This is a genomic window from Methylobacterium sp. 17Sr1-1 (genome assembly GCF_003173775.1).
In the GTDB taxonomy this organism is placed as follows: domain Bacteria; phylum Pseudomonadota; class Alphaproteobacteria; order Rhizobiales; family Beijerinckiaceae; genus Methylobacterium.
This window is the reverse complement of sequence record NZ_CP029552.1, coordinates 4,221,743-4,236,809: the sequence shown is the minus strand read 5'-3', so window position 1 is coordinate 4,236,809 and position 15,067 is coordinate 4,221,743. Positions and strand designations below refer to the sequence as shown.

The following is a 15,067-nucleotide window of genomic DNA, read 5'->3' as shown; positions in this document are numbered from 1 at the left end:
CCGCCCGGCGTGTGGTTCTGCAAGTACCATGCCTGTGATATTTCACAAGCCGGTCCAAGCGGAGCGTGCCCCGTGGTAAGGGGGCGGGCAGCAGAAGCGGAGCGGTGAACGGTGGTTGAAACGCGTGCAGGTTCGTGCCCGCCTTTGTCGCAGAACGAGCGCGCCTATCGGCGGCTGAAGGACGACATCGTGGCTTTGCGGCTGAAGCCCGGCGACGCGCTGAACGAGGCGGGGCTCTGCGCCGAGCTGGGCTTGGGCCGCACGCCGGTGAACCAGGCCCTGCACCGGCTGATGCACGAGGGGCTGGTCCGCATCCTGCCCCGCAAGGGCGTGCTGGTGCAGCCGCTCTCGATGGACGAGTTCGCCCACCTGATCGAGGTGCGCCGCCTCACCGAGCCGGCTTGCGCGGCGCTCGCCGCCGGGCGGATCGGCGAGGCGGCCCTCGCCGAGCTCGACGCCGTGCTGGCGGCGCAGGCCGACGGCCTCGACGCGATCCTCGAATCGGACCGGCGCTTCCACGCGATCATCGCCGAGGCCTCGGGCAACCGGGTGCTCGCGGAGGTGCTCGCCGGGCTGCACGGGCGCTCGGTGCGGTTCTGGGCGCTGTCGCTCGCCACCGGCCATCATCTCGCGGAGGTGGCCGAGGAGCATGCGGCGATCCTCGACGCCCTGCGCCGGCGCGACCCGGACGGTGCGGCGGCGGCGATGACCGCCCACATCGATTCCTTCGCCCGCACCCTCGCCTCGCGGCTGGGGTGACGGACGGCCCGACCCGGGGCATAGATGCGCCGCCATTCGGGGAGTCACGCGACCGATGACCGACATCCGCCCCCGCCGCAGCGCCCTCCTGGTGCCGGCCACCGCGACCGCCCTCGCGGCGGCCCGGGCCGAGCCCGCCGACGCGCTGATCCTCGACCTCGCCGATTCGCTCATGCCCGCCGACAAGGAGGCCGGACGGACCCGCCTCGCGGCGTTCCTCGCCGAGGGCGGGTTCGCCGCCGCCGAGCTGGTCGTGCGAGTCAACGGCCTCGACACCCCCTGGGGCGAGGCCGACCTCGCCGCGGTGGCGGGGGCCGCGCCCGACGCGGTGCTGGTGCCGCGGGTCGAGGAGCCGGAGGATCTGGCCGGCATCGGCAGCCGCCTGCGCCGGCTCCACGCTCCGGAGCGGGTCCGGCTCTGGGCCGGCCTCGACACGCCGCTCGGCATCCTCGCGGCCGAGGCGGTGGCGAGCGCGGTGCGCGACGTCGATGCGCGGCTCGCCTGCCTCGTCGTCGATGCCGGCGCGCTCGCCCGCGGGGGACGGCTGCCGCCGGGCGCGCCGGAGGCCGGGCCGCTCCTCGCCTGGCTCGCGACCGCGCTCGCCGCTGCCCGCGCCCACGACCTCGACGTGCTGCTCGATCCCGCCGACCGGCTCGACATCGGCCGCGCCCGCGGCCTCGGCTTCGACGGGGCGGTAGCGACCGCGCCCGCCGGCGCCCGCCGGGCCGAGGCCGCCTTCGCGCCCGACCCGGACGCGCTCGCCGCCGCGCGCGCCCTCGTCGCCGCCTTCGACGCGCCCGACGCCAGGGGGCAGGCCGGAATCGCCCATCGCGGCCGCACGGTGCTGCGGCGCGAGGCGGACGAGGCGCGCCGGCTCGTCGCGCTGGCCGACGCCGTGGCGGCTCGCTCCGGAAGCCGGGCATGAGCGGGCTCGACCGGGAAACGCAGAGCGCGAGCGGCCTCGACGTCGCGATCCGGATCCTCGATCCGCGCCTGACCGAGTGGGGTTTTCCGCGCTGGGGCTCGGCCCTGGCCGCGGGGCTCGACCTCCATGCCTGCCTCGACGCGCCCATGATGCTCGAGCCGCAGGCGCCGCCGGCCCTGATCCCGGCCGGCTTCGCCCTGGCGATCCGCGATTCCGATTGGTGCGCCATGGTCTATCCGCGCTCGGGAATGGGCCACCGCGACGGGCTGGTGCTCGGCAACACCGTCGGGGTGATCGACGCCGATTACGAGGGCCCGCTGATGATCTCGGCCTGGAACCGCAACCCGCCGGGAGCCGCGCCCCTCACGGTGCGGCCGGGCGAGCGCATCGCGCAGCTCGTCTTCACCCGGGTGGCGCGGCCCGCCCTGACGGTGGTCGACGCGTTTCCGGAGGCCGGCACCGGCACCCGCGGCGCCGGCGGCTTCGGCTCGACCGGCCGCGGCTGACGACGCGCTTGGACGCGGTGCTCCACCCCTCCCGGCCCGCTTCGGGCGCCGCCCTCGACCCGCCGCGCCTGCGCCTCGCGCTCGCCGCGATGGTCGACATCGCGCTCCATGCCCGGCCGCAGCCGGTGAGCGCCAAGGCGCTGGCGGCGCGCCACGCCCTGCCGCCCCGCCACCTCGAGGCGGTGCTGCAGGCCCTGGTCCATCACGGCCTGCTCAAGGGCCTGCGCGGGCCGCATGGCGGCTACGAGCTCGCCCGCGAGCGCCGCCGCATCAGCGCCGGCGACATCGCCCGGGCGGTGCTCGGCCCGGACGCCGAGCCCGGTCTCGGCGGCCACGACGTCGCCGGTCTCGTCGTCGCCCCCCTGGTGGCGGAGGCGGCCGGGGCGTACCTTGCGGTGCTCGATTCGGTGACCGTGGAGGATCTCTGCGGCCGGGCCGAGGCCGCGCAGGTCGCCGGCCCGCGGGCCGGCGCGGATTTCACGATCTAAGCAGTTCCGCCCGGGGTCGCAGTTCCGGCAAGGAAACGATGCCGGATCAAGGTTTTGCGTTAGTTCGATCCTGAACCGTCCCGGCACCCGCGCGGTGCGGAAGCTTAAAGAATGCTTTATCAAGTCGCGGTAGTTTGAGCCATCATCGGGCGCGGAAGGGAATCCCCGGGACCATGACCAATGCAGCCGATCCCGCAATCGTGGTCGTCACGGCCCGGCCCGATCCCGGCGGGCTGACACGGTTGTTCGCGTCGGGCGTGCCGTCCCTCGTGGTGACCGATCCCGGCGCGGCGCTCGCCGCCCTCGCGGCGAAACCCGTCGACCTGGTGCTGATCGAGGCCTGGCCCGGCCTCGACGCGCCGGCGCTGATCCGCGTCCTTCGCCTGAAGCCCCACCTCGCCCACACCTCGATCCTGCTCATCGCCGACGGCGACCCGGCCGAGGCGCGCCGCCTCGGGCTGGAGGCCGGCGCCACCGACGTGGTGCTGCCGCCCCTCGACGCCTCGGACCTGTCGATCCGCGGCCGCAACCTGATCGCGCTCGCGCGCGCGCAGGACGCGGTCGAGAGCCAGGCCCGGGCGCTGACCCGCGAGATCGAGCGGGCGGCGGCCGAGAGCCAGGAGCGCGAGCGCGAGATCATCCGCCGCCTGATGCTCGCCGCCGAGTTCCGCGACGACCAGGCCGGCGACCACCTCACCCGCGTCGCCGGCTGCGTGCTCGCCATCGCCGACGGGCTCGGCCTGTCGGAGGAGGAGGGCAACGACATCGCGCTCGCCTCCACCATGCACGACATCGGGAAGATCGGCGTCGCCGACTCGATCCTGCGCAAGCCCGGGCCCCTCACCGAGCCCGAGCGCTACGAGATGATGCAGCACGCCCTGCGGGGCTACCGCATGCTGCACGACAGCCCGTCGCGCCTCCTGCGGCTCGCCGCCGAGATCGCGCTCACCCATCACGAGCGCTGGGACGGCGCGGGCTACCCGCAGGGGCTCAAGGGCACCGAGATCCCGCTGCCCGGCCGCATCACGGCGGTGGCCGACGTGTTCGACGCCCTGATCTCGGCCCGGGTCTACAAGCCCGGCTGGCCGCTGGAGCGGGCCCGGCGCTTCCTCGAGGAGCAATCGGGCGCGCATTTCGATCCCGACTGCGTCGCGGCCTTCCTGTCGCGCTGGGACGACGTCGTCGCCCTGGTCGAGGAGCGGCCGGCCGATCGCGCGGCGTGAGAGGAGGGGGGATCACCATCCCATTGTGCCGGGCTCGCCCTTGAACGGTCCGACGATGTTGTCCGTGATCCAGCCGCCGTAGAAGCCGCCCGGCTGCGGGGTGACGCGCGCGTCGCCGACGAAGCACGCCTCCATCGCCCCGGCATAGAACGCGACGTGCCCGGCGAGGGCTGCGAAGGCGTCGGTCGGGTTCGGATAGGCCCAGGCCGCCCGCCCGGCCCGGCCCCGCGGCCCGACGACGTCGAAGTAGAGGGCGCGGCCCTTCCATTCGCACGGGGAGCCGCCGCCGGCCGGTACGAGCGCGCCCGGCACGACGTCCTCCGGCGGCAGGTAGTAGCTCGGCGGATGGGACGTCTCCAGGATCCGCCATCCCCGCACCGTGTCGGCGATGGTGAGCCCGTCGAAGACGACGCGCAGGCGCTCCGGCACCGGTTCCAGCCGGGGCGGGGATAGTCCCACACGCTCTCCTGGCCGGGGCCGACCGGGTCGGGCTTCGGGTGGCCGCGCTGCATCCTGGGCTCTCCTCGCGTGTCGTCCGCCGCGATAACGCGCGGCCGCGCGAAGCGTCACGTGGTCGGCAGGGCCCTGAGCGACGGGGACGATCCGGCCCGCATCCGCAGCGACACATCGGCACGAGGGATCCCCGGTATGGCCGGCACGCCTCGGCCCCGTCGCCGCCCTGTCCTCGCTGCAAGCCGATCCTCACGCGCGTTCAATCTTCGGTTGCTGCAATTATCAGAAATATCGAGCAATATAAGAGCGTATGCTGCATAGCAGCGCGTAGTGACAATTTCTTAATCGACTTCCGTTGTTGATCGTCACATCGACGCCATGGGCGGACCAGGCACCTATGATCGCGCTCCGTCAACGCCTCCACCTTCGGACTCAGCTTCTCGGTCTCGCGGCCCTCGTCGTCCTCATCGTGATCGCCGTGGGCGGACAGGCGACGCTGAGCGTGTACCGAAGCGCGGCAGCGATCGACGAGATCGGCGACCTGCTGCTGCCGCGCGTCAGCCTGATCGGCGACCTGCGGGCGGTGATGACCCGCGTGCGCCTGGGGGCGACCCGCGTGATCGACGAGGCCGAGCCGGCCGCGAGGGCGCGCGCCGCGGAGCGCAACGTGGCGCGCATCGACGAGATGCGGGGCCTGACCCAGGACTTCGCGAAGCTCCCGGCGGACGGCGAGACCGCCGCGACCTTCGCGGGCTTCCTGCGCCAGTGGCAGAGCTATCTCGACGCGCAGGCCGCCGCCTTCGCCGCCGCGGCGGCCGGCGATGCCAAGGGAGCCCGCGCGGCCTTCAACGGCCCGGCCAACGAGCTGTACGATGCGGCCTGGAAGGAACTCGACGGTCTGAAGTCGGCAGCGAGCCTTCGGGCGACCGCCGGCGCCGAGGCCGCCCGCGCGGCCAATGCGAGCACGATGGCCACGATCGTGCTCGCCACCGCCATCGGTGCGGGCGTCGCCTTCGCGGTGATCGCGTGGCTCGCCCGCGACATCGCCGGCCGGGCGCTGCAGGTCGCCTCGGTGATGACGGGCCTGGCGCGCGGCCACGTCGACGTCACGGTGCCGTGCACCGGGCATCGCGACGAGATCGGCGAGATCGCCCGGGCCGCCCTCGGCTTCCAGGCGAGCCTGCGCCGCAACCACGATCTCGAGGCGGAGACGGCGGAAGCACGGCTGTCGGCCGAGGCGCTGCGCCGAAGCGGAATGCGGCGGATGGCCGAGGACTTCGAGCGGGCGATCGGCGGGATCGTCGGTCTGGTCTCCTCCTCGGCCACCGAACTGGAGGCGACCGCCAGGCAGATGTCCGCCACCGCGGGCCGGACCGCATCGCAGACCGGCACGGTGGCCAAGGCCGTTGAGGAGGCGTCCGCGAATGTCGGAACGGTCGCCGCCGCCGCCGAGGAACTGAGCGCATCGGTCCACGAGATCGACCGGCAGGCCGTCGGTTCGGCCGACCTCGCGCGGGCGACGGCGCGAGAGGCGGACCAGACCGGGGCGCTGGTCCGGGAACTGAGCGCGTCCGTCGGGCGCATCGGCGACGTCGTGACGATGATCGCGTCGATCGCCGGGCAGACCAACCTCCTGGCGCTCAACGCCACCATCGAGGCGGCCCGGGCCGGGGAGGCGGGGCGCGGCTTCGCGGTGGTGGCCGCCGAGGTGAAGGCGCTCGCCGAGCAGACCGCACGGGCGACGAGCGAGATCTCGGGGCAGATCGCCGGCATCCAGGGGGTGACGGGCCAGGCGGTGACGGCGATCGGCGCGATCACCGGCCGCATCCGGGAGATCGACCTCGCGGCCACCACGATCGCGAATGCGGTGAGGGAGCAGGGGACGGCGACCCAGGAGATCGTGCACAGCGTCGGCCAGGCGGCGCAGGGCACCGGCACGGTGACGCAGACCATCGGGAGCGTCGCGGACACGGCCGGGGAGACGGGCGAGGCGGCCTCCCAGGTGCTCGGCGCGGCGACCGAGCTGTCGCGCCAGTCCGAGCACTTGCGGGCGGAGGTCACCCGCTTCCTCTCGACCGTCCGGGCCGCCTGACAGCCCATCCCGGAGGCCGCCGTCCCGAAGTCGGGGCCCGCGGTGCCCCGGCTCGGCCGCCGCTCACGCGTCGGTCACGCCGGCCGCATCCTGCGCCTTCAGCACCTCCGGCCGCGGCATCGAGACGATGTTGTAGCCCGAATCGACGTAGTGGACCTCGCCGGTGACGCTGCCCGAGAGCGGCGAGAGCAGGTAGAGGCCCGAGCCGCCAATGTCCTCCAGCGTCGCGGTGCGCCGCAGGGGGGCGTGAGCGGCCTGGTGGTTGAACATCAGGCGGGCATCCGCGATGCCGGCGCCGGCGAGCGTCCGCACCGGGCCGGCCGAGAGGGCGTTGACCCGGAGCCCCTGCGGCCCGAGATCGGCCGCGAGGTAGCGCACCGACGCCTCCAGGGCGGCCTTGGCGAGGCCCATCACGTTGTAGTTCGGCATCACCCGGGTCGAGCCGCCATAGGTGAGCGTCAGGAGCGAGCCGCCGGGGCGCATCCGCGTCGCCGCCCGCTGGGCGATCTCCGTGAACGAGAAGCACGAGATCACCATCGTGCGGGAAAAATTCTCCCGGGTGGTGACGTCGACGTAGCGGCCCTTGAGCTGCGCCTTGTCGGAGAAGCCGATGGCGTGCACGACGAAGTCGAAGCCCTCGGGCCAGGCCTCGTCGAGGGCGGCGAAGGTGGCGTCGACGGAGGCCAGATCCTCGACGTCGCAAGAGAAGACCAGGGAGGAGCCGAGGGTACCGGCGAGCGGCCCGACGCGGCGGCCCAGCGCCTCGCCCTGGTAGGTGAAGGCCAGTTCGGCGCCCTGGCCCGCCAGGGCGCGGGCGATGCCCCAGGCGATGGAGTGGTCGTTCGCGACGCCCATCACGAGCCCGCGCTTGCCTGCCATCAAACCCGTCACGCCCGATCCTCCGCTGTTCAAGGGTGGATCGGGCCTTTACGCGGCGAGCGGGCGCCTGTCCACGTCTCGCGGAACAGGCACCCGACCGCGTCAGGCGTCGACGTGCTTGAGCACCAGCGTGGCGTTGGTGCCGCCGAAGCCGAAGGAGTTGCTGAGCACGTGGCCGAGCTTGGCGTCGTCCTTGCGGGCGCGCAGGATCGGCATGTCGGCGAAGGCCGGGTCGAGCTCGTCGATATGGGCGCTCTCGCAGATGAAGCCGTTGTTCATCATCAGGAGCGAGTAGATCGCCTCCTGCACGCCGGTGGCGCCGAGGGAGTGGCCGGTCAGCGACTTCGTCGCGGCGATCGGCGGGCAGGCGTCGCCGGTGCCGAACACCTCGCGGATCGCCTCGATCTCCTTGTCGTCGCCGACGGGGGTCGAGGTGGCGTGGGGGTTGATGTAGTCGATCTTGACCCCTTTGAGGTTCTCGATCGCCTGGCGCATGCAGCGCACCGCGCCCTCGCCGGAGGGCGCCACCATGTCGTGGCCGTCCGAGGTGGCGCCGTAGCCCGCGACCTCGCCGTAGATGCGCGCGCCGCGGGCGCGGGCATGCTCCAGCTCCTCCAGCACCAGCACGCCGGCGCCGCCCGCGATGACGAAGCCGTCGCGCGCCTTGTCGTAGGCGCGCGAGGCCCGCGAGGGGGTGTCGTTGTACTTCGAGGACATGGCGCCCATGGCGTCGAACAGGACCGACAGGGTCCAGTCCAGCTCCTCGCAGCCGCCGGCGAAGATGATGTCCTGGCGTCCGCCCTGGATGATCTCGGCGGCGTTGCCGATGCAGTGGTTCGAGGTCGCGCAGGCGGAGGAGATCGAGTAGTTCACGCCCCGGATCTTGAACCAGGTCGCGAGCGTCGCCGACGCCGTCGAGGACATGGCCTTCGGCACCGCGAACGGCCCGACGCGCTTCGGCCCCTTGGCGCGGGCGATGTCGGCGGCCTCCACCAGGGCGCGGGTCGAGGGACCGCCCGAGCCCATGATGATGCCGGTGCGCTCGTGCGACACCTCGGCCTGCTCAAGGCCGGCGTCGCGGATCGCCTGCTCCATCGCGACGTGGTTCCAGGCGGTACCGCCGCCGTGGAAGCGCATGGCGCGGCGGTCGACCACCTCCTCGGCGTCGAGGGTGGGGGCGCCCTGGACCTGGCTGCGGAAGCCGTGGGTGGCGAAATCCTCGGCGCGGGAGATGCCCGAGCGCGCCTCGCGCAAGGAAGCCAGCACCTCCTGGGTGGAATTGCCGATGGACGAGACGATGCCCATCCCGGTGATTGCCACGCGCCTCATGATCGTCGGAACCCTCCGGAGCGGCGCCACGGGCGCCCGCGGGCGGTCTTCGCCAGCGGGTGTCACCTAGGCGCCCGGTGCCGTAATCTCAACCGCCCATCGGGGGAAAGGGTCCCGGCGGGCCTGTGACGGCCCGCTTTTCAGTGCGGCGGGCCGGATCGCCCGCGCGGTGACGGGCTTGTCAGCGCAGGCTCAGCCGCCGGCAGCCGGGGTGGCGGCCTGGAACAGGCCGACGCGCAGGTCCTGCGCCTCGTAGATGCGCCGGCCGTCGGCCTCGAGCCAGCCGTCGGCGATGCCGAGGACCAGGCGGCCCTGGCGCACGCGCTTGAGATCGACGCCGTAGACGACCTTCTTGACGCTGGGCAGCACCTGGTCGCTGAACTTGACCTCGCCGACGCCGAGCGCCCGGCCGCGGCCCGGCGAGCCGAGCCAGCCGAGATGGAAGCCGACCAGCTGCCACAGGGCGTCGAGGCCGAGGCAGCCCGGCATCACCGGGTCGCCGTGGAAGTGGCAGGGGAAGAACCAGAGGTCGGGCCGCACGTCGAGCTCGGCGAGCACGTGGCCCTTGCCGTGGGCGCCGCCGTCGCGGCCGATCGAGGTGATGCGGTCGAACATCAGCATCGGCGGCAGCGGCAGCTGGGCGTTGCCGGCGCCGAACATCTCGCCGCGGCCGCAGGCCAGCAGGTCCTCGTAGGAGAAGCTCGAGGGCCGGCTCGGGGCGGCGGGGGCGGAGGTCTGGTCGGCGGACATGAGCGGGGCGACATCCTCGTCGAAGGGGCGCCGACCCTCCGGCAGAGGCCGGGGGCGGCGGGGTGGCGCCTCGTTAACACAGCGCCCGGGACTGTTCAAAGCCGGCCGAAGGCCCTAGTCTGTAACGCTTCTGATCTGCGCCTCAACGGCCGCGGTCGGGTTGCGGCGGGGGGATGGGCGGCCTATAACGAGCGGTAACATTGCCGCCGTCCAACGAGTCGTAGTTCCGCTGATGAACGACCTGTCGCCCCTGCGCGCCGTCCTCGGCGCCCGCGTCCCGGCCCTCGAGTCCGGCGCCGCCGGCCAGCGGCGCGGTTGCCCGCTCTCGGACCTTCGCGATCGCCTGCGCCGTGCCGGCCTGCGCCCGACGCGCCAGCGCCTCTCCCTCGGCTGGTTGCTGTTCGGCAAGGGCGACCGGCACCTCACCGCCGAGATGCTGTACGACGAGGCGATGCGGGCCAAGGTCCCGGTCTCCCTCGCGACCGTCTACAACACCCTGCACCAGTTCACCGAGGCCGGCCTGCTGCGCCAGCTCGCCCTCGACGGCTCGAAGGCCTATTTCGACACCAACCCGAGCGAGCACCACCACTTCTTCCTGGAGGAGGAGGGCCAGGTGCTCGACATGCCGGATTGCGGCATCACCGTCGATTCGCTGCCCCAGGCCCCCGAGGGCATGGAGATCGCCGGCGTCGAGGTGATCGTCCGCCTGCGCCGCCGGGGCGGCCGGGCCTGATCGCACCCGCACCGTGACGTTTGCGAGGGCCGCGTTTCCGAAAAGGGAACGCGGCCCTTTCGTCATGAGAGGCCGGTGCCGGAAAGCGGGCGCATCCCCATCTTGAGCGGAATGCAGGGCCGCGACGGGGCGGGGTCCGGTATCCTGGACCCGGAGCCCCGCACCGCACGAGCCCGCGTGCGACAGAGATGGCCGATCCGGCCGACCCCGCGCACGACATCCGGAGGAACCCCATGACCCACGACGACCCGTTCGTCATCGCCGGCACGACCCTGTCCTCGCGCCTCCTCATCGGCACCGCCGGCTACCCGACGCAGGCGATCATGAGCGAGGCGGTGCGGGAGAGCGGCGCCGAGGTGGTGACGGTCTCGATCCGCCGCATCTCGCTCCACGGCCACGGCTCGGACACGGTGGCGCGCCTGAAGGGCGCCCGCTTCCTGCCCAACACCGCCGGCTGCGAGACCGCCCGCGACGCCGTGATGACGGCGGAGCTGGCCCGCGAGGCGATGGGCACCAACTGGATCAAGGTCGAGGTGATCGGCGACCGCGAGACGCTCTATCCCGACGTCGCCGAGACGATCGAGGCCACCCGCCAGCTGGTCGATGCCGGCTTCGTCGTGCTCCCCTACTGCAACGACGACCCGGTCGTGTGCAGCCGGCTCGCCGATCTGGGTGCCGCCGCGGTGATGCCGATGGGCTCGCTGATCGGCTCCGGCATGGGCGTCGCCAACCCGGCGAATCTCGAACTGATCTGCCGGCGCTCGCCCGTGCCGGTGATCGTGGACGCGGGCATCGGTACCGCCTCCGACGCGGTGATCGCCATGGAGCTGGGCGCCGCCGCGGTGCTCCTCAACACCGCCGTCGCCAAGGCCGACGATCCGGTGCGGATGGCCCGCGCCATGCGCCACGCCGTCGAGGCCGGCCGCCTCGCCCATCTCGCCGGCCGCATCCCGCGCCGCGCCCGGGCCGAGCCGTCGAGCCCGCAGCTCGGCCTCGTCGGCTCGTGAGCCTGCCCGCCCGCCTGCTGATCGTCACCGACCGGCACGGCTGCCCCGAGCCCCTGGCCGACCGCGTCGCTGCGTGCCTCGCCGCCGGCGCCCGCTGGATCTGGCTGCGCGACCGCGACCTGCCGGCGCCGGAGCGGGCGGTTCTGGCCGAGACTCTGGCCGGACAGGTGGCGCGGGTGGGGGGAGCGCTCACCATCGGGCGCGATGTGGAGTTGGCGGCGCGGGTGGGGGCGGCGGGAGTTCAGCTCGGCGAGGCTGGCGCCGTGGCGGCCGCCCGGGCGCGGCTGGGTCGGGGGGCGTTGCTCGGCGTCTCGGCGCATTCGCTCAGCGACGTGCGGGCGGCGCGGGAGGCGGGGGCGGATTATGTGACGTTGAGCCCGATTTTTCTGACGGCGAGTAAGCCGGGGTATGGGCCGGCTTTGGGGCTGGAAGTTTTGCGCGAGGCGGCGGAAGTGATGCCGGTGGTGGCGCTTGGCGGCGTCGATGCCGATACGGCGTCCGCGTGCCGCAAGGTCGGAGCCATTGCCGTGGCGGTGATGGGGAAGGTTATGCGTGCGCAGGATGTCAAGGGCGTGATTCCGACCTTTGGATAAGACGCATCTTCGTGGCGTTTTCGCTTCGTCTCCCATCTGTATCCGAACGATTAGAGCGACGCAGAAGTAGAAGATAGCATTCCAAGAAAGTTAGGAACCGTTTCAACAAAGCGAAAACCGTCCAATCAATCCGATATAATGTTTGGTCGCGAGATGCATCTCGATACTAGGATGATGTGGTTGATATTTCGACACAGCGAAAAAAAATCTGGTAAAACTTCTAAATAAAATTTGAAAATTACTATTTCAACAAATTTTGGACGTTTCTTGTGGGCGCGACACGATCGTTAGTGGACACCAAAACCGTCAACGTTATGATATGGCAATGTTGGATTTCGCAAGCATCAGCTGGAAGTGCTCGCATGAGTAAGAGCTTTGGCGAGTTTTATCGCGCATTTGGATTTGTTGAATATCCTTTCTCCGTTTTCACATCAGAGAATGAACAGACCCATGGCAAAGACCTTTTTGTCGATTTTTCGATGTATAGCCCAATAATTGAAGGATTCAACAATGGGAGAACGATGATTATAGCTGGTGATCGCGGTACAGGCAAAACCGCAATACTATACGATTTTTCAAGAAGGGCGAGCAACGACTCCTTACTAGTGAGCATATCGGATTATTCTGATTTATCTTTATCGTTCAATTCGGCTAATTTTTACAAATTCGCAATATCGAATCTTGCGGAAAGATTATTTGCACAGATGGCTGATGATCGCAAAAGTGGATCTAGCCTGTCAAAACAAGACAAGGTTCTTTTATCATATTTTCTTGCTCATTTTGTTAGGCAAGCGAGCAAAAACGAGCTACATAGAAAAGTTGCTGCTCTACAAATGGGGTGGGGGCTTGGATATCGAACAAGTTTTATAAGGTTGCGCGTATACCGCTCAACATTGGTGCAAATGCAGCTGTGTCCTTTCTTTCTGACTTAATTTCACAAGCGGCAGGAACCCCGAAACAGCAATCAGAATGGAAGGAATACTTTCCAGAATTTACTTACAATATAGATGAGAGTTTCTCCGATCCTGAAATTTCATTCTCGATGTTGAAGAAGCTGGTAGGATTATCAAAGAAGATAGGATACAATAATATTATTTTTATATTTGACAAGGCGGATGAAGACGCTAGACTAAATAATGCTGCGGAAGAAATAGAATCTTTCATCGAGCCTGTTGTCACCGACAATAAATTTTTAACAGACGATTCCTTCCAAGTAATCTTATCATTATGGGTGATTCCGTTCAATATGCTGAAAGATAGAGTAAGAACACAAAAAATATTTTGCCCCTCAGTAATATGGGACGACGCCGACCTAATCTCTGCTGCAAATAGGAGGCTATCTGTATTTTCAAATAACGCCACTCATTCTTTTGCAAATATATTTGAAAATGGGATGGAAACAAAAGGCTTTCAGCAAATGTTGACGCTTGCGAATAAGAACCCTCGTGATTTATGGCATTTACTTGATAAAAGCTTCAAATCTCAATTCCGCCTGAACCCGGAATCAAGCAAAATTACTCCTCGCGCAATAGAACAAGGCATAAGCGATTTTGTTAAGCAATTTAACTTTTATGAATACTATCCCAGGAGATCTAACGCTAGAGCCAATTCGATGGATATTTATGCCTATATAAGGCACTTACTGAAATTAGAAAACATAGAATTTACAAGAAACCAGCTCAACGAACGTGCAGGCACTGGCAGCTCGACACAAAACTATGTGGCTGCTATGGAGAGCATGGGCCTTATAGAGCGCACCGGCTCAGCCGGCGGAAGCGCAACATTCAAGATCAGGGACCCGAAAGTCGTACATGCGCTTTCACACAAACTAGAAATCGAAAGAAGCGGTTAAATATTCGATTCGATTGACAAACGAGAGTAATTTTTCATTGTTATTCAAACTTTTTCAACCTTAAAAAATTAAGAACATTGGTGCGGACGGCGGGACTCGAACCCGCACGACCAGAGGTCGCAAGATTTTAAGTCTCGTGCGTCTACCGATTCCGCCACGTCCGCGAAGGGCGCTGCCCTGCCGGTCCGGGTTAGCCGGGGGCGGGGCGCAGATCAAGGCCTCGCGATCGGATCGCGAGAAAGCTTACGCCGGCCCGAGCGGGCGCCAGCCGTAGAGCCAGGCGTAGCGCTCGGTCATCCGGACCGGGCCGAGGCGGCCCATCACCGCGTCGCGGGCGGCGGCGATCAGGGGGCCGGCGTGGTAGACGCGGCCGTTGCGGCGGGCGTGGGCCTGGATGGTCGCCACCCGCTCGGCCCGGGCCTTGGCGTAGCGGGACAAGGCGGCCGGCACCGGCTGGCCGGGGACGAGGCAGGCGGCGAGCACCGCGGCGTCCTCGATCGCCAGCGCGGCGCCCTGCGCCAGGAACGGCAGAACCGGGTGGGCGGCGTCGCCGAGCAGCGCGATCCGGCCGCGGGCCATCGGGCGGGCGGCCGGCCGGTCGACCAGGGACCAGACCAGCCAGGACTCGGGCCGGGCGAGGAGGCCGGCGAGGGGAGGGGCGGCGTCGGCGAAGGCGGCGCGCAGGCGGGCGGGCTCGCCGCGGGCGCCCCAATCCTCGCTGCCGGTCGTGTCCGGCACCACGGCGACGAGGTTGAGCCGGCGCCCGCCATTGATCGGGTAATGCACCACGTGCCGGCCGGGGCCGAGCCACAGGCCGGTCTCGTCGGCCAGGAATTCGGGCGGCACCGCCTCGCGGGGGAGGGTGGCGCGCCAGGCGGCCTCGCCGCGGGGGCGCAAGGGGCGCCGGTCGAGGCTGGTGCGCAGGGCCGAGCGCACGCCGTCGGCCGCCACCACGAGGTCGACCTCCAGGGTCTCGCTGCGGCCGCCGTCGCTGGCGAGCGTCAGGGTGGCGCGGGTTGATGTTTCCTGCACGGCGGTGACGGCGCGCCCGATCAGCAGGCGGATGCCGGGCCGGCCGCGGGCGGCCTCGAGCAAGATGGTCTGGAGGTCGGCCCGGTGCACCACCCAGTAGGGCGCGCCGAACCGCTCGCGCATCGCCTCGCCCAGCGCGATCTCGCCGATGTCGCGGGCCGTGGTCAGCCCGCGGATCCGCACCCGGGCCGGCTCGCCGGCGACGCGGCGCAAGGGGAGGCCGAGACCGAGATCGGTGAGGATCCGGCTGGCATTGGGCGAGAGCTGCAGGCCCGCCCCGACCTCGCTGAAGGCGGTGCGGCGCTCGACGAGGGTCACGTCGTGCCCGCGGGCGCTCAGGGCGAGCGCCGCCGTGAGCCCGCCGATGCCGGCCCCGACGATCGCGACGCGCAGGCCCGGCCGGTCCGGGACCGGACGAGTCCCCGGCAGATGGCCAGGTAAGTGGC

At 69.2% G+C, this 15,067-nt stretch carries 15 protein-coding genes, 1 tRNA gene and 1 pseudogene; 11 read left to right on the top strand and 6 right to left on the bottom strand.

Annotated elements, in window-relative coordinates:
- The first annotated feature begins 144 nt into the window (after positions 1–144).
- From DK412_RS19060 to DK412_RS19040, 5 genes are all read left to right on the top strand, one after another.
- Positions 145–759, top strand: coding sequence for a GntR family transcriptional regulator (locus tag DK412_RS19060; RefSeq protein WP_245447086.1), 615 nt, complete (start codon positions 145–147; stop codon positions 757–759).
- Between the two features lie 55 nt (positions 760–814).
- Positions 815–1,684, top strand: coding sequence for an aldolase/citrate lyase family protein (locus DK412_RS19055; RefSeq protein WP_109973224.1), 870 nt, complete (start codon positions 815–817; stop codon positions 1,682–1,684).
- Positions 1,681–2,190 (top strand): dUTP diphosphatase, encoded by a 510-nt coding sequence (dut, locus tag DK412_RS19050; protein ID WP_109973223.1) that lies wholly within the window; start codon positions 1,681–1,683, stop codon positions 2,188–2,190. Before DK412_RS19055 ends, dut begins: the two co-directional genes overlap by 4 nt.
- A gap of 17 nt (positions 2,191–2,207) precedes the next feature.
- Positions 2,208–2,678, top strand: a complete 471-nt coding sequence (locus tag DK412_RS19045) for an Rrf2 family transcriptional regulator (protein ID WP_280953993.1) — start codon at positions 2,208–2,210, stop codon at positions 2,676–2,678.
- A gap of 173 nt (positions 2,679–2,851) precedes the next feature.
- Positions 2,852–3,901: an HD domain-containing phosphohydrolase gene (locus DK412_RS19040; protein ID WP_109973222.1), complete on the top strand. Its 1,050-nt coding sequence runs from the start codon at positions 2,852–2,854 to the stop codon at positions 3,899–3,901.
- A 12-nt stretch (positions 3,902–3,913) separates the two neighbouring features.
- Here the strand turns inward: DK412_RS19040 and DK412_RS19035 are convergent.
- Positions 3,914–4,413 (bottom strand): annotated as a pseudogene (locus tag DK412_RS19035) (DUF427 domain-containing protein).
- 338 nt (positions 4,414–4,751) lie between these two features.
- Here DK412_RS19035 and DK412_RS19030 point away from each other — a divergent pair.
- Positions 4,752–6,446 (top strand): methyl-accepting chemotaxis protein, encoded by a 1,695-nt coding sequence (locus DK412_RS19030; protein ID WP_109973221.1) that lies wholly within the window; start codon positions 4,752–4,754, stop codon positions 6,444–6,446.
- Between the two features lie 63 nt (positions 6,447–6,509).
- On the opposite strand, the gene fabI is transcribed toward DK412_RS19030, so the two are convergent.
- From fabI to fabA, 3 genes are all read right to left on the bottom strand, one after another.
- On the bottom strand, positions 6,510–7,337 hold the full coding sequence (gene fabI / locus DK412_RS19025) for an enoyl-ACP reductase FabI (protein WP_109973220.1): 828 nt from the start codon (positions 7,335–7,337) through the stop codon (positions 6,510–6,512).
- Positions 7,338–7,427: 90 nt separating this feature from the next.
- The gene (gene fabB, locus DK412_RS19020; RefSeq protein WP_109973219.1) at positions 7,428–8,654 is read right to left on the bottom strand and encodes a beta-ketoacyl-ACP synthase I; all 1,227 of its coding nucleotides are present in this window, start codon (positions 8,652–8,654) and stop codon (positions 7,428–7,430) included.
- 192 nt (positions 8,655–8,846) lie between these two features.
- Positions 8,847–9,404: a 3-hydroxyacyl-[acyl-carrier-protein] dehydratase FabA gene (fabA, locus tag DK412_RS19015; protein WP_093568866.1), complete on the bottom strand. Its 558-nt coding sequence runs from the start codon at positions 9,402–9,404 to the stop codon at positions 8,847–8,849.
- Between the two features lie 232 nt (positions 9,405–9,636).
- Here fabA and irrA point away from each other — a divergent pair, with 232 nt between their 5' ends.
- The 5 genes from irrA (at position 9,637) to DK412_RS30280 (ending at position 13,589) form a co-directional block, all read left to right on the top strand.
- Positions 9,637–10,137, top strand: a complete 501-nt coding sequence (gene irrA, locus DK412_RS19010; protein ID WP_093568865.1) for an iron response transcriptional regulator IrrA — start codon at positions 9,637–9,639, stop codon at positions 10,135–10,137.
- Between the two features lie 233 nt (positions 10,138–10,370).
- A complete protein-coding gene (locus DK412_RS19005) occupies positions 10,371–11,144 on the top strand; it encodes a thiazole synthase (protein ID WP_109975367.1) in 774 nt (257 codons plus the stop codon).
- Positions 11,141–11,737: a thiamine phosphate synthase gene (locus tag DK412_RS19000; RefSeq protein WP_109973218.1), complete on the top strand. Its 597-nt coding sequence runs from the start codon at positions 11,141–11,143 to the stop codon at positions 11,735–11,737. The genes DK412_RS19005 and DK412_RS19000 overlap by 4 nt, the downstream gene beginning before the upstream one ends.
- A 290-nt stretch (positions 11,738–12,027) precedes the next feature.
- On the top strand, positions 12,028–12,669 hold the full coding sequence (locus DK412_RS30285) for a hypothetical protein (RefSeq protein ID WP_162596246.1): 642 nt from the start codon (positions 12,028–12,030) through the stop codon (positions 12,667–12,669).
- Positions 12,648–13,589, top strand: coding sequence for a hypothetical protein (locus tag DK412_RS30280; protein WP_162596245.1), 942 nt, complete (start codon positions 12,648–12,650; stop codon positions 13,587–13,589). The genes DK412_RS30285 and DK412_RS30280 overlap by 22 nt, the downstream gene beginning before the upstream one ends.
- A 78-nt stretch (positions 13,590–13,667) precedes the next feature.
- Here the strand turns inward: DK412_RS30280 and DK412_RS18995 are convergent.
- Both DK412_RS18995 and DK412_RS18990 read right to left on the bottom strand, forming a co-directional pair.
- Positions 13,668–13,753 (bottom strand) — tRNA-Leu (locus DK412_RS18995).
- Between the two features lie 79 nt (positions 13,754–13,832).
- Complete coding sequence (locus tag DK412_RS18990; RefSeq protein ID WP_109975366.1) at positions 13,833–15,050, bottom strand: FAD-dependent oxidoreductase; 1,218 nt, start codon at positions 15,048–15,050, stop codon at positions 13,833–13,835.
- Positions 15,051–15,067 lie beyond the last annotated feature (17 nt).